The organism is Clostridium sp. DFI.5.61, from assembly GCF_024462915.1.
Taxonomy (GTDB): Bacteria; Bacillota; Clostridia; order Oscillospirales; family Oscillospiraceae; genus Lawsonibacter; species Lawsonibacter asaccharolyticus.
On sequence record NZ_JANGBZ010000001.1, the window covers coordinates 19,201 to 35,771 of the forward strand.

Sequence of the window (16,571 nt, forward strand, 5' to 3'; positions counted from 1 at the left end):
CCCGGAGGGGGAACGGGAAAGGAGATCGGGATGAGAATGTCCAAGCGGGCAGATCCCCACGGCCTGCGGTCCAAGCACCGCTCCGCCCTGCGCCTGTGCCTGGGGACCGCCTACTACTCGGCGCGGCGGTACCTGCTGTGGATGTCCGGCAAGTATCGGTTCGCCTCCCAGCGGCAGAAGGACAGGCTGCCCTGCGTCCATATGGCCCACCACACCCCTCTGCTCCGAAAGCTGAAGGATGTGGAGATGCAGTATCAGCACAATAAGATCACCAATTTGAAGCTGGCGGTGGCCCGGCTGGACGGGATCGTGGTCCAGCCGGGGGAGACGCTGAGCTATTGGAAGCTTATCGGCCGCCCCACCTACCGGAAGGGGTATCTGGATGGCGTGCTGCTGAAAAACGGGACCGTGCAGTACGGATGCGGCGGGGGGTTGTGTCAGCTGTCCAATCTCATCTTTTGGATGACCCTGCACACCCCGCTGGAGGTGAAGGAGCGTCACCGACATGGCTACGACGTCTTTCCCGACTCCAACCGGACCCAGCCTTTTGGGAGCGGAGCCACCTGCTTCTATCCCTACGGAGACCTGATGATCTATAATCCCACGGACCGGCCCTTCCAGCTGTGCCTCCGGGTGGGAGAGACGGACCTGGAGGGGGAGTGGCGCTCCGACCGGCCGCCCCAGTTCCGGTATCAGATCGTGGAGCGTCATCATGAGATGCGCCATGAGTGGTGGGGCGGATGCAGCCGCCACAATGAGCTGTATCTCCAGGTCTTTGATCTGGAGGGAGAGCTGCTGGAGGACCGGCTGGTGGTGGAGAACCACGCGATGATGATGTACACCCCGTTTTTGGAGGACAATGCTCCCGACGGGGGGCGGGAAGAGGAGGAAAAATAATGGAAATCCCAGTATATGAGGCGGAGGAGAGCCCTTGCCGGGCCTATGTCATCCAGCGCAGGACCAAGGAGACCCGGATCAGCGTGGACCTGTGCCTGGAAGGCGGCGAGATCCGCATATCCACCGGCATAGGCTTTTTTGACCACATGCTCACAGCCTTCGCTTTTTACGGCGGACTGGGGCTGAAAATAGAGGCCGAGGGAGATCTGGAGGTAGACGGCCACCACACGGTGGAGGACACGGGCATCGTCCTTGGCCAGGCTCTGAACCGGGCCCTGGGGGATCGGAAGGGGCTCCGCCGCTTCGCCTCCGCCTGTATCCCAATGGACGAGGCCCTGTGCTTCACGGTTCTGGACTTTTCTAACCGGCCCTTCCTGGTCTTTGACGCTGATATGCCTCAGCCTATGATCGGGACTTATGATCCCTGCCTCACCGAAGAGTTTCTGCGGGCCCTTGCAGTGAACAGCGGCCTCACTCTGCATATGAAGTGCCTTTATGGAAAAAATGCCCACCACATCACAGAGGCCCTCTTCAAGTCCCTGGGAGCGGCGGTGAAGGAGGCCGTTCAAATCACCGGTACCGGCGTCACTTCCACCAAGGGGGTGCTGTGATGGGCACAGTTGCCATCGTGGACTACGGGGTGGGCAATCTGAAGAGTGTGGCCAACGCCCTGAGCTATCTCGGCTGCAGCAGCTGCATCACCGCCGACCTGGCGGAGCTGGAACGGGCTGACGCCATTATCCTGCCTGGAGTGGGGGCCTTCCCGGACGCGGCGGACCGGCTGCGGAGCGGAGGGCTGGACCAGCATGTGCTGGCCCAGGGTCAGAAGAAGCCGGTGCTGGGCATCTGCCTGGGGATGCAGCTGCTGCTGGAGCAGGGGCGGGAGGTGCGCCCCTGTCCCGGTCTGGGGGTGATCCGCGGCACAGTGGACCGGATACCCACCCAAAGCAAGCTGCCCCACATTGGATGGAACAGCCTGCGGTTTTTTCACCACTCGCCCCTGTTCCGGGGGCTGGACGAGGGGGCGTATGTCTACTTCGTCCACTCCTTCAGCGCCCAAGACACCGATCCCGCCCAGGTGATCGCTGTCACCGATTACGGGCCGGCGGTGACAGCGGCGGTGTCCAGCGGGAACTTCTACGGGACCCAGTTCCACCCGGAGAAGAGCGGCGAGGTGGGGCTGACCATCCTGCGCAATTTCGCAGGGCTGAACTGCTGAGGACCGGCAGGATCTGAACAGAAAGGGAGCGACAGAGCCATGTATATTCTGCCCGCCATTGACTTAAAAGACGGAAAAGTAGTTCGCCTTTACAAGGGTGATTTCAACACGGTCCACCAGGTTGCCCAGGACCCACTGGAGACCGCCCGTGCCTTTTCCGAGGCCGGTGCCCGCTGGATCCATATGGTGGACCTGGACGGAGCCAGGGGAGGCACCCGAATCAACGGCGGGATCGTGGCGGAGGTCACCGCCCGCTCCGGTCTCCAGGTGGAGCTGGGGGGCGGCATCCGGTGCATGGAGGACTTGGAGGCGGTGTTCCAGGCCGGGGTGGGGCGGGCCGTTATTGGCTCGGCTGCGGTGAGCGACCCTGATTTTGTCCGCGCTGCGGCGGAGCGCTATGGGGAGCGCGTCGCGGTGGGGATCGACACCCAGGACGGCAGAGTCAGGACCGCGGGCTGGGTGGAGGACTCTGGATTGGACTACTTGGAGTTTACAAAGTCTATGATGGAAGTTGGCGTAAAGAATATTATCTTTACAGATATTGAGACGGACGGCGCCCTCTCCGGTCCCTCCTTTGCCCGGCTGGAGGCCCTGAAACAGGTGTACACCGGGAATATTGTGGCGTCCGGCGGCGTATCGTCCAATGAGGATATCCGCCGTCTGGCCCGCATGGGGCTGTACGGGGCCATCGTGGGAAAGGCGTACTACGCGGGGACGGTGGATCTGGCCCAGGCAGTGCGGGACGCCGGCCGTCAGGATTGAGGTGATCGTATGCTGGCAAAGCGCATCATCCCCTGTCTGGACGTCCGGGACGGGCGTGTGGTCAAGGGAGTCAACTTTGTGAATATCCGGGACGCCGGGGACCCGGTGGAGCTGGCCCGGTTCTACTCGGACCAGGGGGCGGACGAGATCGTCTTTCTGGACATCACCGCTACCAGCGACGGCCGGGCCACAGTGGCGGACGTGGTGGAGCGGACTGCGGAGCAGGTGTTCGTCCCCCTGACCGTGGGCGGCGGCATCCGCACCCTGGAGGACTTCCGGCAGCTCCTCCGGGCGGGTGCGGACAAGATCTCCGTGAATTCCGCCGCGGTGAAGGACCCGGGGCTGATCTCCCGGGCGGCGGAGCGATTCGGCTCCCAGTGCGTGGTGCTGGCCATCGATGCCCGGCGGCGGCCGGAGGGCAGCTATGAGGTGGTGGTGGCCGGAGGGCGCACCCCCACCGGCCTGGACGCCGTAGAGTGGGCCCGGAGGGGCGAGGCGCTGGGAGCGGGGGAGATCCTGCTCACCTCCATGGACGCAGACGGCACCAAGGCGGGCTTTGATCTGGAGATGACCCGGGCCGTGACCCAGGCGGTCTCCATCCCTGTCATCGCCTCCGGAGGTTGCGGCAGCCTGGAGCACTTTGCCCAGGTCTTCGCAGAGACAGACTGTGATGCGGCTCTGGCCGCCTCCCTGTTCCACTTCGGGGAGCTGACAGTGCCCCAGGTGAAGGAGTATCTGCGGAAGCGGAAGATCCCGGTGCGCTGAGAGGAGCGGATGCCATGCTGGACGATCTGCTGGAGCTGGTGCTGGACGTGGGCGGAGAGCTGCTGTTCTCCCGAAAGAAGGGGGAGCAGGGCAAGCCAGAGGGCCAGCCGTCTGTCCCGGACGGCGGCCGGAGGCAGCAGAAGTCCGCTTTTCAGCCTGGAAAGGACCCGTGGGAGTACCAGGTAAAAAAACCACCCTGGGAGAAATGAGGATAGATATGTTTGATTTGGACCAGCTGTTTCAAAAATCAGAGCTGATCCCAGTGATCATCCAGCATGCCCGGACCAAGGACGTGCTGATGCTGGGCTTTACGAATCGGGAGGCAGTGGAGCGGACGCTCCAGACAAAGACTGCCTGGTTTTGGAGCCGGAGCCGGGGCAAACTATGGAACAAGGGGGAGACCTCCGGCCACTTCCTCCATGTGGAGCAGATCTTTACCGACTGCGATACCGACACCCTGCTCTACTTTTGCCTGCCCGACGGCCCTACCTGTCACACAGGACGAGACAGTTGCTTTTTTCAGGAGATTATGTTATGATACCCATAGTTCCGCTGGGGAGTTGACTCCCCGTTTTGGGGAGCGGATAGGAGAATGTCTGTGAACGACGTATGGAAGCAGTTGTATCAGGTGGTCCAGGACCGGAAGACCAGCCCCCAGGAGGGGTCTTATACCTGCTACCTCTTTGACAAGGGGCTGGATAAGATTCTGAAAAAAGTGGGAGAGGAATGTGCAGAGACCATCATCGCCGCCAAGAATGGGCGGCAGGAGGAGACGGTGGGGGAGATCTCAGACCTGATCTACCATCTCACCGTGATGATGGCCCAGCAGAACATCCCTCTGGAAGCTGTGCTGGAGGAGCTGGACCGCCGCAGTCACAAGATCGGGAATCTGAAGCAGTTTCATGTTGCCGATCACAACACCTGACCGATCAGAAAGAAAGGAGCTGTTTTTATGAGCTTTGACCCCTATGAGTTTGACCGGGACTATGGGCAGTCCAGCCGGATGGAGAGCATCGGGCAATATACGGCCAAGACATTTTTATGGATGGTGCTGGGGCTTCTAGTCACCTTCGGGATCGCTCTGCTGGGCTGGGTCACCAATGCCACACTCTACGCCCTGGCCTATGTGCCTTATATCCATCTGATCGTACTGATCGCCACCATCGTACTGTCCATCACGATGGTCTCCCGCATTGAAAAGATGTCAGTGGGGACAGCCAGAGGGATTTTTATCGCCTTTTCCGCGCTGTTCGGCTTCACCATGTCCATGTACCTGTATATCTTTGAGTTTGGGAGCCTGATTTTCGTATTCCTGGCCACTGCGGCTTATTTCGCGGTGCTGGCTGCCTACGGCTATTTTACCAAGGCAGACCTGACCCGGCTGCGCCCCATCCTTTTCACTGGACTGGTGTTCCTGTTCGTATTCGCGCTGGTCAGCCTGTTTATCCCCGGCTTTACCGCCCTGGACCGGATCTTCTGCCTGGCGGGCATCGCCATCTTCCTGGGCTATACTGCCTATGATACCCAGAAGATCAAAGCCTACTACAACTACTATGCGGGCTACCCCGACATGCTGGAGAAGGCGTCTATTTTCTCCGCCCTTCAGTTGTACCTGGATTTCATCAACCTGTTTTTGTACCTGCTGCGCTTTTTGGGCAAGTCCCGGAATTGAGCGCGCCGCTGAACAGAGAAAGAGAGGACCTGTCTCACAGACAGGTCCTCTTTTCCATTTTGTTCATCGATAGCTGAGAAGGAGGGAGGTCTCCTTGCGCCTGGGAGCGGCGGGGGACTCATCGGGATAGCCGAGGGCGATCAGGGCCATCAGCTCCTGATCCTCCGGAATCTGGAGATACGCCTCCAGGCCTTTCCGGTCAAAGACGCCCATGACCACGGTGCCCAGCCCCAGGTCGTGGGCGGCCAGGCATAGGGTCTGGCAGGCAATGCCGCAGTCGTAGTACTGCCAGCCCGCCTCCCGGTCAGTGGAGAAGGAACCGTCCCGCTCGAAGCCGGAGCGGCCTTTCACAAAGGTCTGGGCAATGAGCAGGGGGCAGTTGCCGATGATCCGGGCGTTGAAGGGGGCGTAAGTGCGGCAGATCTCCTCCAGGACCTTGGGGTCCTCAATGGCAATATACCGGCTGATCTGGGTGTTCTTCCAGGAGGGGGCATAGGCGGCCAGCGAGATGATCTGCTCCACAAGCCGGTGCTCCACCTTCCGGTCTGTAAATTTCCGCACGCTGCGGCGGGTCAGGATACAGTCTTTTGTCTCCATGGAAACAGAGCGCTCCTTTCTGATGGGAAAACAGGGTCAGGGGGTCTCCTGCCAGCCCTTGCACACGTCGATCCATCCCAGGCTGTGGGAGTACTCCGCCAGCTCGTCACAGGTGAGCTGGATCGCGGAGTTGCTGCTGCCCGCCGCGGGGAAGACAGTCTCGAAGCGCTGGAGGGACACATCCAGGTAGGTACGCACCCCATCCGGGTTGGCAAAAGGGCAGACGCCGCCCACCGCATGGCCAGTAAAGGAATATACCTGCTCAGGACTGAGCATCTTTGCCTTGGTGTGGAACATGGATTTGAACTTGGAATTGTCGATTTTGGCGTCCCCTGCGGTCACAATCAGCACACAGCCCTCGTCCACCAGGAAGGAGAGGGTCTTGGCGATCCGGGCTGGGATGACGCCGGCGGCTTGGGCGGCCAGCTCCACCGTGGCGCTGGAGGTCTCAAATTCCAGGATATCCTGCTCACGGCCTAAAGGCTGGAAATATTGCCGGACTTTTTCAATGGACATGCCGCTCAGCCCTCCAGTTTCCGGGCCGCCTTGGCCAGAAAGCGGTCATCCGTGACGATAAAGCGCTGGTGGGTGCCCTCACCGATCTTGCCCGCCTGGTCATAGGCGGCCACCTTCAGCTCGATGCGCTTGCCGTCCACCAGGGTGACCTCGCTCTCCGCCCAGACCCGGATGCCTACGGGGGAGGCGGAGATGTGGGTGATGTTCATGGCAGTGCCCACCGTGCTTTCGCCCGGCGCCAGGTGGGGGGCGATGGAGGTCCAGGCCGCCTTTTCCATCAGAGCGGTCATAAAGGGCGTACCGTAGACGGGCAGAGCGCCAGAGCAGGCGGCCTGAGCGGTATTCGCGTCGGTCACCGTCTCCTCCGCGCGGCCCTTCAGGCCAATTTCAACAGACATGAAAATGTCCTCCTTTGCACAAATGATACCTCATTTTACTACAAAGGAGGACAAAAATCCAGCGGCGGAGAGAAAAATGTTACAGCCCTTCCCGAATGTGATATAGGGCGTTGAGGATCACCCAGTTCTGGGGGAAGGGACGCATCAGGTTCCAGTACCCCACCCCACGCAGGCCGTATTCCGGGACCAGACTCAGCTTGGCCCTGATGCTGCGGGCATCCTCGAACCAGACCTCGTGCTCCTGCCCCCGCTCGTCCACGTACCGGAACCAGGGGGCCTGGACCGACTCGTCGAACCGGATGGCAGCATAGTAGCGGGCGGCCAGGGAGACGGCGTACTGGTTGGAGATGGAGACCGCCTTTCTGGACTGGGAGTAGGGGATCTGCCAGTCATAGCCATAATTCGGGATGCCCAGCAGGAGCTTCTCTGCTGGGATCTCCTTCAGGGCGTACTCGATCACGGTGCGCATGCTGCGGATGGGGGAGATGGCCATAGGGGGACCGTAGGAGTAGCCCCACTCATAGGTCATGAGGAATATCAAATCGGCAGCCCGGCCCAGCCCGGCGTAGTCCATCCCCTCATAGAGCAGACCCGGCTGGTTGGCGTAGGACTTGGGGGCTACAGCCACAAGGACCGGGATGCCCATGGGCGCGGCAAGCTCCCGCAGGCGGGAGATGAAGGACACATAAGACTGGGCATCCTCGGCGTAGATGGATTCAAAGTCCACGTCCAGCCCCTGATAGCTGCGGGCACGGATGACCTCCATCACGTTGGCGGCCAGTTTCTCCTGGATGGCGGGATCGGAGAGGATGATATGGGCCAGTTCCGGCGAGAACATGCCGTCCGGTGTCAGGTTGGTGATGTTCATGATGGGGACCACCCCCATCTGTTTGGCCGCATCCACCAGGGCCACGTCGTCCAGCGGGGTGAGCTCCCCCAGGGCGGTGGCCTCGTAGGAGAAGGGGAGCAGGCCGCTGAGATAGGGGAGGGTGCGCTGGAGCAGGGCGCGGTCGATGTGGGGGTAGGCGTATCCGTTGACGGTGAGGGTCCCCTGTTTCTCCTGGCGGTAGGCGAGGACCAGCTCCTGCCCTGGAAAGATGCGGTCCTCCCCCGCCAGAGAGGGGTTGTTGCGGAGCAGGGTCTTGACAGTCAGGCCGTTGGCCTGAGCGATGGAGAAGAGCGTATCGCCGGAGCGGACCACATAGGTGCGCTCCGGGTACTGGATCACGATGGTCTGTCCCACCACCAGCCGGGAGGGGTCAGGAAGCTGATTGTCCTCCAGCAGACGGGACATGGGCACGCCGTGGGAAAGGGCGATGGAGTACAGGGTATCGCCCGGTTTGACAACATGGATATCCATAGAAACCTCCTTGCATCAGTTCAGCGTCACGAAGCTGTCTTTGGCGTAGCCAATGGTGCCGTTATAGTTGACCAGATACCAGTCCTGCCATTGGTTGATGATGGTGAGGAGCGCACCGTCCGGGGCCTGGGCCAGAACGGGGGCGTCCAGGGAGGGGCGGCTGCGGATATTAAGGGAGCCCCAGTTCACGTCCACCATGCCGGAGCGGGCGGGGATCGGAGTCAGGAAGGGCAGTCCGAAGAACTCAGTGACCGAGAGGACCAGGTTGCGGGCGATCTCATCCAGGTTGTTTTTGATCCAGGCGGCGTCGTCCGGGTTGTCGTGGAAGGCCAGCTCCAGGAGGACGGCAGGGGCCCGGACCTTCCGCACTTCGCCCAGCGTTGTGGTGGATACCGCCCGGACCTTGTCCGGCAGGGGGTAGATGGAGCGCAGATTGTTGGCGATGATGTCGGCGGCCCACTTGCCCTGGATGCTGCCGGGGTAATAGAAAGCAATGGAACCTCTGGAAGTGCCGTACTGTCCCTCAGGGGCGGCGTTGGAGTGGAGGGCCAGGTGGAGGTCAAAGTTTCCCGCGTTGGAGGCGGCGATGGAGTCGGCCGCCGTCATACTGGGGGTGTTCCGGTCATACCGGATGCCGGAGGCGTCCAGATAGGGGACCATCTTGTCCGCCAGGAGATTCATGTATTCCTCCTCGGTCCCGCCGTTGACGTAGTAGTTCCACTCCTGTGTGGAGGGGGAGAGATAGATGATAGGCATACGATTACCTCCTGATTTTTTCCCATTCTATGAAAAAAAGGGGGCGGAGGTGCGGAACTTTTTCCAGGTGGAGGCGTCTAATCGGACAGAGAGACCTGATCTTTGCCTTGCGGAAACGATGAAAAGGAGGAGCGATACCATGAAGCGAACCATGAAACGCGCGCTTTTTCCCCTGATGCTGGCCCTGGTCCTGCTGCTGCCCGCCTGCGGAAGCGGCGGCGGGAATGGGGCGCCGGCGGATCAGACTGCCTCCAGCACGCCGGGGGCTGCCGGCGGGGAGACCGCGGAATTTGGCGGGATCTATGAGGTGGAGAGCCCAAGCCAGTCCCCTCAGGAGAGCCCGGTCTACCAGGACCCGGACGCCAAGCTGGTCCGCCGGGCGGAGCTGTATGTGGAGACCACCGAGTTCGACCAGGCGGCTCAGCAGCTGAACGAGATGGTGAATCAGGCGGGGGGCTATTTCGAGAGCGCCGCGGTGGAGGGCGGGAGCTATCGGAACGTGAACGCAAACCGGTATGGCTCCTATGTCATCCGTGTGCCGGAGGATGCCTACACCGGCTTTTTGCAGAATGCAGGGGAGCTGGGCTACCTGGCCAGTAAGACAGAGAGCACAGAGAACATCAGCACCCAGTACTATGACACCGAGGCCCGTCTGAAGACCCTGCGCACCAAGCAGGAGCGGCTCCAGGCCCTTCTGGCGGAAGCAGAGGTGATGGAGGACATCATCTCCCTGGAGAGCGCCCTGAGCGACGTGGAGTATGAGATCGAACAGTACAGCTCCACCATGAATCAGTATGACAGCCTTGTGAGCTTCTCCACCATCGACCTGACCCTTCAGGAGGTGACGAAGGTTACGGAGGAGCCGGGAGAGACCTCCTCGCTGGGAGCCAAAATGGCGGCCGGCTTCTCCGCCAGCCTGGAGGGGCTGGTGGATGGCTTCCAGGGCATGCTGATCTGGATCTCCTACCATGTGTTCGGCCTGGTCGTGCTGGCCGTGATCGCGGCGGCCGGCGTGGTGATCGGGCGGAGCATACTGCGTAAAAAACGGAAGGAGAGCAGAAAGGAAGGACAGGACCAGTAAAGCGGCTAAGATATAAAAGACCAGTGCCCTCTGCCAAGGCAGAGGGCACTGCAGTTGTGGACAGGGTTCGCGCCCGCAGCCTTGCCGAAAACCGGGGAAAAAGACCACAGGGCGTGACCGCAGAAAAAATAAAAAAACAGACTTGACATTGACGCAGCGTAAACGGGTAGAATGGACTCAGTCAAAGGAGGGACGCCTATGGAATACACCATTCAGAAGCTGGCGGAACTGGCCGGGGTGACCACCCGCACCCTGCGCTGGTACCACCGGATCGGTCTGCTCACGCCCAGCCGCATCGGCGAGAATGGATACCGATATTACGGCGGGGCGGAGGTAGACCGGCTCCAGCAGATCCTGTTTTACCGGGCCCTCGGGGTGGAACTGGCCCGGATCGGAGCCATTCTGGATGATCCATCCTTTGACCGGCTGGACGCGCTCCGGGGCCATCTGGCCGCCTTGGAAAAGGAAGAGGGGCGTATCCAGGAATTGATCCATACTGTAAAGCGGACGATCCTGTCAGAAGAAAGGAATGAGTTTATGAGCGACGAGGCAAAGTTTGAGGCGTTCAAGCGGCGCGCCGTGGAGGAAAACGAGGCGCGCTACGGGGCGGAGATCCGGGAGAAGTACGGAGACGAGGAGGCGGAGCGGGCCAACCGGGACATTTTGGACCTGACTCCTGAGCGGTATCAGAGCTGGAAGGACACCGGTGAAGCCATCCAGAGGAAGCTGGAGGAGGCCGTCCGCTCCGGCGCGGACCCGGCAGGGGAGGCCGGCAGAGCGCTGGCGGAGCTGCACCGGGCGTGGCTGTCCTTTGGCAGCAGCCCCTACGATCCGGCCAGGCACCGAGGACTGGCGGAGCTGTATGTACAGGATGAACGCTTTACGGCCTATTATGACAAAAGCGTTCCCGGCTGCGCCCGCTTCCTGCGGGACGCGGTGCTGTCCCGCGTTCCGGCGGCAGAGTAATGGAGTGGGCCGCGCCCCCTGCGGGGTGCGGCCCACTTTCCCATTTGGCTATGTGGGGTCCGGCAGCCGGAACATCAGCGCCAGAGAGAGCAGGAGGGGCAGGCAGGCGGCCAGGACCGTCCGCGTCCCAAAGAGGGGGGTGAGCAGTCCGCTGAGGACCGCGCCGGTGACGAAGGAGAGGATCAGCCCGTAATAGACCAGAGCGCTGCGGCCAGAGGTCCCCTCACGGTGGTGGAGCCAGCGGAACAGGTGCTCGGTGCCGCTCCTCAGGTTGCCGGTGCACATGGTGGTGGCGCATCCGCAGCCTGCAAATTTTCGGAAGCTCTCGATCTGGATGGCGCTGGTAAAGGCGATGAGCACATTGGCCAGGGCGTCCAGATCTCCCTGGGGCAGGAAGGAGACCACCAGGATGACCAGGCACTCCGCCGCCAGGATGGGCTGCCTCCAGTGGACCCGGCCGGAGCTCAGGCGGCGGCGAAGCCCCTCGGTGGTCAGGACGCCCAGGGCAAAGGCGAGAATGGGAAAGAGGCAGGAGAGGACCCGGCCCAGCTCTCCCTGGGCCAAATGGATGCCCAGCAGGACCAGGTTCCCGGTCTCAGCGGTGGCGAATACCTGTCCCCGGTTCAAATAGGTATAGGAATCCAAGATCCCGCCCGCCAGTGCCAGCAGGAGGCCCACCGGCAGGGATTCTGACATCTGATATCGCTTCATGGGTCCACCTCCTCATAGAAATAGGGCGCCGCAGATGCGGCGCCCCATAGAGTTCTGCCAGCTTTACTCGGCCTTGGGGCCGGCTGCCACCACATCGGCAGGCATATGGGTGTACTTCTTGAAGTTCTCCACAAAGGACTTGGCCAGTTCCTTGGCCTTGGCCTCGTAACCGGCGGTGTCGTCCCCCCACTGCTTGGCGGGGATCATCTGCTCGTCGGGCACACCGGGGCAGGAGGTAGGCACTTGAACGCCGAAGTAGGGGTCGGTGACGAACTCCGCTTTTTCCAGCTCGCCGTTGAGGGCGGCGGTGACCATAGCGCGGGTGTACTTCAGATTCATGCGCTTGCCGCTGTTGCCGCACCAGCCGGTGTTGACCAGATAGACGTTGGCGCCGGACTTGGCCACCTTCTCAGCCAGCATCCCGGCATAGACGGAGGGGTCCAGAGGCATGAACGGGGCGCCGAAGCAGGTGGAGAAGGTGGGCACGGGGGAGGTGATGCCCCGCTCGGTGCCCGCCAGCTTGCTGGTGAAGCCGGAGACAAAGTAGTACATGGCCTGCTTCTCGTTCAGCTTGGAGATGGGGGGCATGACGCCGTAGGCGTCGGCGGTGAGGAAGATCACCGTTTTGGGGGTGCCGCCGATGCCGGGGATGGCGGCATTGGGGATATAGTCCACGGGGTAGCCCACGCGGGTGTTCTCAGTCAGGCTGCCGTCGGAGTAGTCGGGGACGCGGGTCTCCTCGTCCATGATGACGTTCTCCACCAAGGCGCCGAACTTGATGGCCCGGAAGATCTCGGGCTCCCGCTCCTCGGTCAGGTCAATGCACTTGGCGTAGCAGCCGCCCTCGAAATTAAAGACAGAGTCATCCGCCCAGCCGTGCTCGTCATCGCCAATGAGCTTGCGGTTGGGATCGGCGGACAGGGTGGTCTTGCCGGTGCCGGACAGGCCGAAGAAGATGGCGGAGTCCCCGGCCTCACCGATGTTGGCGGAGCAGTGCATGGGGAAGACGCCCTCCTTGGGCATGAGGTAGTTCATGACGGAGAAGACCGACTTCTTGATCTCACCGGCGTACTGGCTGCCTGCGATGAGCACCATCTTCTTCTCATAGTCGATCATGATGGCGGCCTCCGAGTTCACATGGTCCCGCTCAGGGATGCACTTAAAGCCGGGGGCGCAGATGATGGTGAAGTCAGGCTTGTAATTGGCAAGCGCCTCTTCCGTGGGACGCAGCAGAAGCTGGTGGATGAAAAGGTTCTGGCTGGCCAGCTCGTTGATCACCCGGAAAGCTTTGGTGTATTTGGGGTCCGCACCGGCAAAGCCGTCAAAGATAAAGATCTCCCGGTTCTGGAGATAGGCCACCATTTTCTCATACAAGGCGTCAAAGACCTCCTGGGTGGTGGGGACGTTGACCTTGCCCCAGGCGATCTCGTCATGGACACCGGCGGAGTCCACGATGAACTTGTCGTTGGGAGAGCGTCCGGTATATTTCCCGGTGTTGACGCACAGGGCGCCCGTGGAATTCAGCTTGCCCTCGCCCCGGGCCAGCGCCTTCTCCACCAGAATGGCAGGGGAGAGGTTCCGATACACAGCGCTGGGGCTGATAATGCCCAGCTGTTCCAGTCCATAAGTTTCCATGGGGCAATCCTCCTATTTTCAACAAAATTTCTTGGAAAATTTCGTGAAAATATTATACTCCATTTTCCGAAGAATGGCAAGGGCAAGTTTTTCAGGAGCTCATCAGGGCCAAAACAAGTCAGGCTGCACCCTTACATTTTGGAGGAAAATTTTAAAACCGCAAGAATGAGGAAGCCATTTTCCATGAAATCTGTTATCATACCATCCAGAGAGGAGGGGCTTCAATGGAAGACAGAGCGGTCCGTGGGATACAGACCGTCATCAGGTATATCGAGAGCCGCCTGGGCGGCAGGCTGGAACTGGAGACGGTGGCGGAGGCGGTCCACTACTCCAAATACCACCTGCACCGCATGTTCACAGAGACGGTGGGAATGACGCTTCATGACTATGTGCAGCGCCGCCGGCTCACTGAGGCGGCCAAGCTGCTGGCTTTTTCCCGACGGCCCATCAGCCAGATCGCTCTGCAGTGCGGATACGAGAGCCAGCAGTCCTTCTCCCAGGCGTTTAAGAGCATGTACAAGGCGCCTCCTGCGGCCTACCGGGCGGCTGGGAACTTCTATCCCCTCCAGCTGCCCTTTACCCTCCGTATGGAGAGGGGCAGGGAAGCGTTCAGAAAGGAGGAGATCCGGCTGGCAGAAGAGAGAGATATCCCTGCCTGGATGGAGCTGATGCGTCTGGTGATCGACGGCTATCCCGCCATGGACGAGGGGGCGTATCTGGAGCAGCTGCGGGAGAGCATTCGCGCCGGACACGCCCTGGTCCTGGGGGAGGGTGACACCTTGGCGGGGGCTCTGGCCTTCTCCACGGGGCCGGGACGCATCGAGTTTCTGGGGGTGCACCCCCAGTACCGGAGGCGGGGGCTCCAGCGGCTGTTTCTGGACGTACTGACGGAGACCTGTCTGCCCGATCAGGAGATCAGCACCACCACCTACCGGGAACGGGACAGGGCGGACACGGGGCACCGGGCCCTGCTGCTGGAACTGGGCTTTGCCCAGCGTGAGCTGTTGACGGAGTTCGGCTACCCCACCCAGCGCCTGGTGCTCCTTCCCCGGGGAGAGGAGGGGCGGGATGACAGATAACAGACAGCCCTCCGGATGGCGAAAAAGGGCTCTGCTCTTTCTGACCAGCCAGTGCATCACCCTGTTCGGCTCCACCCTGGTGCAGATGGCCCTGGTCTGGTACGCGGCTATGGAGACCGCCAGCGGCGGGTGGGTGGCCGCCTTCTCTGTCTGCTCCTATCTGCCACAGTTTCTGGTCTCCTTTTTAGGCGGTGTTTGGGCGGACCGGTACAACAGAAAGGCACTCATCATCGGAGCGGATGTCCTGATTGCCTGCGCCACCTTGGCTATGATCCCTGCGCTTCCCCACATCCCGTCGGGCCCGGCCCTGCTGGGCGGCCTGCTGGTCATGTCGCTCCTCCGTTCCCTGGGGGCCGGCATCCAGGCCCCGGCGGTGAACGCGGCCATTCCCCAGCTGGTCCCGGAGGACCAGCTCATGCGGTACAACGGCCTCAATGCCGCCATGCAGTCGCTGGTGAATTTCGCCGCCCCGGCGGCGGCAGGCGCGGTATTCGCGGTGAGTGATCTGCGCACCACCCTGATGATCGATGTGGTGACGGCGGTCGTGGGGACGGGTCTGCTGTCCTGCCTGGCGCTGCCCGGACAGAGAGGGACTAGGGAGCGGTCTCCCCTCCTGGCTGATATCCGTGCCGGGGTGAGCTGTGCTTTCTCCCACAGGCTGGCGGGGAGGCTGCTGGTACTATACGGGCTGGTCACCTTTTTCTGCGTGCCAGGGGGGTATCTGGCGGGCCTCTTTGTCCGGCGGACCTTTGGGGAGACCTATTGGTATCTTACAGCGGTGGAGCTGGCCGGCTTTGCGGGGATGATAGCAGGAGGAGTGCTGATGAGCACCTGGGGCGGCTTCCGGCGCAGGGGGAGGACCCTGACGGCGGGCCTGCTGGCTTTTGGCGTCCTGGCGGCAGGGATGGGGCTGTCCCGGCACTTTGTCCCCTATCTGGGGCTGATGGCGCTGTACGGGACAGCGCTGACGGTGGTGCAGACGGCAATCACCACCATGCTTCAGGAGCACACGGAGGCGGACATGCAGGGCAGGGTGTTCGGACTGCTCAGCACCATGTACGCCGGGTGCCTGCCTTTGGGCATGGCCATCTTTGGCCCCCTGGCCGATGTGGTCTCTCTGCGGTGGATCATGGCAGGGGCGGGGGGCGCCATCCTCGCGGCCGCGGCTGCGGTGGGCACCGACCACCGGATGCGGGCGGTGTGAACCCAATAGAGACCGGGCCTTCCCGTCTGGGAAGGCCCGGTCTCTATTGGCGCACACTGTGTTTCAGAAATAGGACGCAGGGGCTCATTGGGGCTGGGCCCGCAGGGCCTTCGAGAGGGCTGCGAACTCCGGGATGCCAAGCCGTTCCCCGCGGACGTCCGGGGCGAGGCCGCAGATCCGGATAGCCTCCTGGATGTCCTCTTTCGTGTACAGGCCGGACAGGGAGGAGGTGAGGCTGTTGGCCAGGGTCTTTCGGCGCTGGGCGAAGGCGGCCCGGACCACCCGAAAGAAGTGGGCCTCGTCATCCACCTCGGCCGGGGCGGGCCGGGGCGTCATCCGCAGGACGGCGGAGGTCACCTTGGGTGCGGGGATAAAGCAGGAGGGGGGGACCTCGAAGAGCAGCTCCGGGGCGGTGTGGTACTGGCAGAAGACGGAGAAGGCCCCGTAATCCGGTGTCCCAGGCCGGGCGCAGATACGCAGGGCCACCTCTCGCTGAATCATGACGGTGATGGCGGCGAAGACCCCCGCCTGGATCAGGGCGGTGATGGCGGGGGAGGTAATATTATAAGGAAGATTGGCACAGGCCAGCGGCGTAAGGCCGGGGAACTTTTCCGCTGTCAGGGCAGCCAGATCAGTCTTCAGGATGTCTCCTGGAACGATCTCCACATTTTCCCGGCCGGCCATGGTCTCTGACAGGATGGGGAGGAGGGACCGGTCCAGCTCCACAGAGACCACTCGCCCGGCCCGCCGGGAGAGCTCCTGGGTGAGGGGGCCGATGCCGGGGCCCACCTCCAGCACACCGCAGGAAGGGGAGGCGCCGGATGCCTCCGCAATATCCCGGGGCACCCAGTCCTCCACCAGAAAATTCTGCCCCATGGACTTGGAGAAGTGAAAGCCGTGCCGGGACAACAAGGCCTTGATTTGCTGGATGTCGCACAGATCCATAAGAGATC

At 61.8% G+C, this 16,571-nt stretch carries 21 protein-coding genes; 13 read left to right on the top strand and 8 right to left on the bottom strand.

The features are described from left to right. Positions 1–30 precede the first annotated feature (30 nt). The 9 genes from NE584_RS00090 to NE584_RS00130 are packed head-to-tail and all read left to right on the top strand — an operon-like array spanning position 31 to position 5,315. Positions 31–897 carry a VanW family protein gene (locus NE584_RS00090; protein ID WP_242850344.1) on the top strand — a complete coding sequence of 289 codons (867 nt, stop codon included), beginning with the start codon at positions 31–33 and terminating at the stop codon, positions 895–897. Next, positions 897–1,508, top strand: a complete 612-nt coding sequence (gene hisB / locus NE584_RS00095) for an imidazoleglycerol-phosphate dehydratase HisB (RefSeq protein ID WP_050624742.1) — start codon at positions 897–899, stop codon at positions 1,506–1,508. The genes NE584_RS00090 and hisB overlap by 1 nt, the downstream gene beginning before the upstream one ends. Further along, positions 1,508–2,116 (top strand): imidazole glycerol phosphate synthase subunit HisH, encoded by a 609-nt coding sequence (gene hisH / locus NE584_RS00100; RefSeq protein ID WP_256181207.1) that lies wholly within the window; start codon positions 1,508–1,510, stop codon positions 2,114–2,116. The genes hisB and hisH overlap by 1 nt, the downstream gene beginning before the upstream one ends. A 39-nt stretch (positions 2,117–2,155) precedes the next feature. Then, complete coding sequence (gene hisA, locus NE584_RS00105; protein ID WP_256181208.1) at positions 2,156–2,878, top strand: 1-(5-phosphoribosyl)-5-[(5-phosphoribosylamino)methylideneamino]imidazole-4-carboxamide isomerase; 723 nt, start codon at positions 2,156–2,158, stop codon at positions 2,876–2,878. 9 nt (positions 2,879–2,887) lie between these two features. Then, positions 2,888–3,643, top strand: a complete 756-nt coding sequence (gene hisF, locus NE584_RS00110; RefSeq protein WP_050624745.1) for an imidazole glycerol phosphate synthase subunit HisF — start codon at positions 2,888–2,890, stop codon at positions 3,641–3,643. A 14-nt stretch (positions 3,644–3,657) separates the two neighbouring features. Further along, on the top strand, positions 3,658–3,852 hold the full coding sequence (locus NE584_RS00115; protein ID WP_256181210.1) for a hypothetical protein: 195 nt from the start codon (positions 3,658–3,660) through the stop codon (positions 3,850–3,852). 8 nt (positions 3,853–3,860) lie between these two features. Then, a complete protein-coding gene (gene hisI / locus NE584_RS00120) occupies positions 3,861–4,181 on the top strand; it encodes a phosphoribosyl-AMP cyclohydrolase (protein ID WP_050624747.1) in 321 nt (106 codons plus the stop codon). Positions 4,182–4,235: 54 nt separating this feature from the next. Continuing rightward, entirely contained in the window at positions 4,236–4,568 is a 333-nt protein-coding gene (hisE, locus tag NE584_RS00125) for a phosphoribosyl-ATP diphosphatase (protein WP_256181211.1), read from the top strand. 27 nt (positions 4,569–4,595) lie between these two features. Beyond that, on the top strand, positions 4,596–5,315 hold the full coding sequence (locus NE584_RS00130) for a Bax inhibitor-1/YccA family protein (RefSeq protein WP_050624749.1): 720 nt from the start codon (positions 4,596–4,598) through the stop codon (positions 5,313–5,315). 63 nt (positions 5,316–5,378) lie between these two features. Here the strand turns inward: NE584_RS00130 and NE584_RS00135 are convergent, their stop codons facing one another. The 5 genes from NE584_RS00135 to NE584_RS00155 form a co-directional block, all read right to left on the bottom strand. Beyond that, on the bottom strand, positions 5,379–5,912 hold the full coding sequence (locus NE584_RS00135) for a nitroreductase (protein WP_050624750.1): 534 nt from the start codon (positions 5,910–5,912) through the stop codon (positions 5,379–5,381). 36 nt (positions 5,913–5,948) lie between these two features. Next, positions 5,949–6,428 carry a YbaK/EbsC family protein gene (locus tag NE584_RS00140; protein WP_256181212.1) on the bottom strand — a complete coding sequence of 160 codons (480 nt, stop codon included), beginning with the start codon at positions 6,426–6,428 and terminating at the stop codon, positions 5,949–5,951. Positions 6,429–6,433: 5 nt separating this feature from the next. Continuing rightward, the gene (locus tag NE584_RS00145) at positions 6,434–6,826 is read right to left on the bottom strand and encodes a thioesterase family protein (RefSeq protein WP_050624752.1); all 393 of its coding nucleotides are present in this window, start codon (positions 6,824–6,826) and stop codon (positions 6,434–6,436) included. 79 nt (positions 6,827–6,905) lie between these two features. Further along, on the bottom strand, positions 6,906–8,186 hold the full coding sequence (locus NE584_RS00150; protein WP_108981258.1) for a LysM peptidoglycan-binding domain-containing protein: 1,281 nt from the start codon (positions 8,184–8,186) through the stop codon (positions 6,906–6,908). Positions 8,187–8,201: 15 nt separating this feature from the next. Next, on the bottom strand, positions 8,202–8,942 hold the full coding sequence (locus NE584_RS00155; RefSeq protein WP_108981614.1) for an N-acetylmuramoyl-L-alanine amidase: 741 nt from the start codon (positions 8,940–8,942) through the stop codon (positions 8,202–8,204). A 139-nt stretch (positions 8,943–9,081) separates the two neighbouring features. Between NE584_RS00155 and NE584_RS00160 the strand changes: the two genes are divergently transcribed. Together NE584_RS00160 and NE584_RS00165 are read left to right on the top strand one after the other, a co-directional pair. After that, positions 9,082–10,023, top strand: a complete 942-nt coding sequence (locus NE584_RS00160; RefSeq protein ID WP_256181214.1) for a DUF4349 domain-containing protein — start codon at positions 9,082–9,084, stop codon at positions 10,021–10,023. A 198-nt stretch (positions 10,024–10,221) separates the two neighbouring features. Next, positions 10,222–10,989: a MerR family transcriptional regulator gene (locus NE584_RS00165; protein WP_256181215.1), complete on the top strand. Its 768-nt coding sequence runs from the start codon at positions 10,222–10,224 to the stop codon at positions 10,987–10,989. 48 nt (positions 10,990–11,037) lie between these two features. Here the strand turns inward: NE584_RS00165 and NE584_RS00170 are convergent, their stop codons facing one another. Continuing rightward, complete coding sequence (locus NE584_RS00170) at positions 11,038–11,700, bottom strand: YoaK family protein (RefSeq protein WP_256181216.1); 663 nt, start codon at positions 11,698–11,700, stop codon at positions 11,038–11,040. A gap of 63 nt (positions 11,701–11,763) precedes the next feature. Beyond that, positions 11,764–13,335, bottom strand: a complete 1,572-nt coding sequence (pckA, locus tag NE584_RS00175; protein ID WP_108981256.1) for a phosphoenolpyruvate carboxykinase (ATP) — start codon at positions 13,333–13,335, stop codon at positions 11,764–11,766. 224 nt (positions 13,336–13,559) lie between these two features. On the opposite strand from pckA, the gene NE584_RS00180 reads away from it, so the two are divergent. Then, the gene (locus tag NE584_RS00180) at positions 13,560–14,414 is read left to right on the top strand and encodes a GNAT family N-acetyltransferase (RefSeq protein WP_108981255.1); all 855 of its coding nucleotides are present in this window, start codon (positions 13,560–13,562) and stop codon (positions 14,412–14,414) included. After that, on the top strand, positions 14,404–15,618 hold the full coding sequence (locus tag NE584_RS00185; protein ID WP_108981254.1) for an MFS transporter: 1,215 nt from the start codon (positions 14,404–14,406) through the stop codon (positions 15,616–15,618). Before NE584_RS00180 ends, NE584_RS00185 begins: the two co-directional genes overlap by 11 nt. A gap of 84 nt (positions 15,619–15,702) precedes the next feature. Here NE584_RS00185 and rsmA read toward each other — a convergent pair whose 3' ends face one another. Then, entirely contained in the window at positions 15,703–16,563 is an 861-nt protein-coding gene (gene rsmA / locus NE584_RS00190; RefSeq protein WP_050624761.1) for a 16S rRNA (adenine(1518)-N(6)/adenine(1519)-N(6))-dimethyltransferase RsmA, read from the bottom strand. Positions 16,564–16,571 lie beyond the last annotated feature (8 nt).

Excerpts from the sequence above, each read along its gene's own strand:
- hisA (WP_256181208.1), top strand. The coding sequence starts at position 2,156 with ATGTATATTCTGCCCGCCATTGACTTAAAAGACGGAAAAGTAGTTCGC.
- NE584_RS00140 (WP_256181212.1), bottom strand. The coding sequence starts at position 6,428 with ATGTCCATTGAAAAAGTCCGGCAATATTTCCAGCCTTTAGGCCGTGAG.
- NE584_RS00145 (WP_050624752.1), bottom strand. The coding sequence starts at position 6,826 with ATGTCTGTTGAAATTGGCCTGAAGGGCCGCGCGGAGGAGACGGTGACC.
- NE584_RS00165 (WP_256181215.1), top strand. The coding sequence starts at position 10,222 with ATGGAATACACCATTCAGAAGCTGGCGGAACTGGCCGGGGTGACCACC.
- hisF (WP_050624745.1), top strand. The coding sequence starts at position 2,888 with ATGCTGGCAAAGCGCATCATCCCCTGTCTGGACGTCCGGGACGGGCGT.
- hisB (WP_050624742.1), top strand. The coding sequence starts at position 897 with ATGGAAATCCCAGTATATGAGGCGGAGGAGAGCCCTTGCCGGGCCTAT.
- NE584_RS00170 (WP_256181216.1), bottom strand. The coding sequence starts at position 11,700 with ATGAAGCGATATCAGATGTCAGAATCCCTGCCGGTGGGCCTCCTGCTG.
- hisE (WP_256181211.1), top strand. The coding sequence starts at position 4,236 with ATGTCTGTGAACGACGTATGGAAGCAGTTGTATCAGGTGGTCCAGGAC.
- pckA (WP_108981256.1), bottom strand. The coding sequence starts at position 13,335 with ATGGAAACTTATGGACTGGAACAGCTGGGCATTATCAGCCCCAGCGCT.
- rsmA (WP_050624761.1), bottom strand. The coding sequence starts at position 16,563 with ATGGATCTGTGCGACATCCAGCAAATCAAGGCCTTGTTGTCCCGGCAC.
- NE584_RS00155 (WP_108981614.1), bottom strand. The coding sequence starts at position 8,942 with ATGCCTATCATCTATCTCTCCCCCTCCACACAGGAGTGGAACTACTAC.
- hisI (WP_050624747.1), top strand. The coding sequence starts at position 3,861 with ATGTTTGATTTGGACCAGCTGTTTCAAAAATCAGAGCTGATCCCAGTG.
- NE584_RS00180 (WP_108981255.1), top strand. The coding sequence starts at position 13,560 with ATGGAAGACAGAGCGGTCCGTGGGATACAGACCGTCATCAGGTATATC.
- NE584_RS00115 (WP_256181210.1), top strand. The coding sequence starts at position 3,658 with ATGCTGGACGATCTGCTGGAGCTGGTGCTGGACGTGGGCGGAGAGCTG.
- NE584_RS00185 (WP_108981254.1), top strand. The coding sequence starts at position 14,404 with ATGACAGATAACAGACAGCCCTCCGGATGGCGAAAAAGGGCTCTGCTC.
- hisH (WP_256181207.1), top strand. The coding sequence starts at position 1,508 with ATGGGCACAGTTGCCATCGTGGACTACGGGGTGGGCAATCTGAAGAGT.
- NE584_RS00135 (WP_050624750.1), bottom strand. The coding sequence starts at position 5,912 with ATGGAGACAAAAGACTGTATCCTGACCCGCCGCAGCGTGCGGAAATTT.
- NE584_RS00090 (WP_242850344.1), top strand. The coding sequence starts at position 31 with ATGAGAATGTCCAAGCGGGCAGATCCCCACGGCCTGCGGTCCAAGCAC.
- NE584_RS00160 (WP_256181214.1), top strand. The coding sequence starts at position 9,082 with ATGAAGCGAACCATGAAACGCGCGCTTTTTCCCCTGATGCTGGCCCTG.
- NE584_RS00130 (WP_050624749.1), top strand. The coding sequence starts at position 4,596 with ATGAGCTTTGACCCCTATGAGTTTGACCGGGACTATGGGCAGTCCAGC.
- NE584_RS00150 (WP_108981258.1), bottom strand. The coding sequence starts at position 8,186 with ATGGATATCCATGTTGTCAAACCGGGCGATACCCTGTACTCCATCGCC.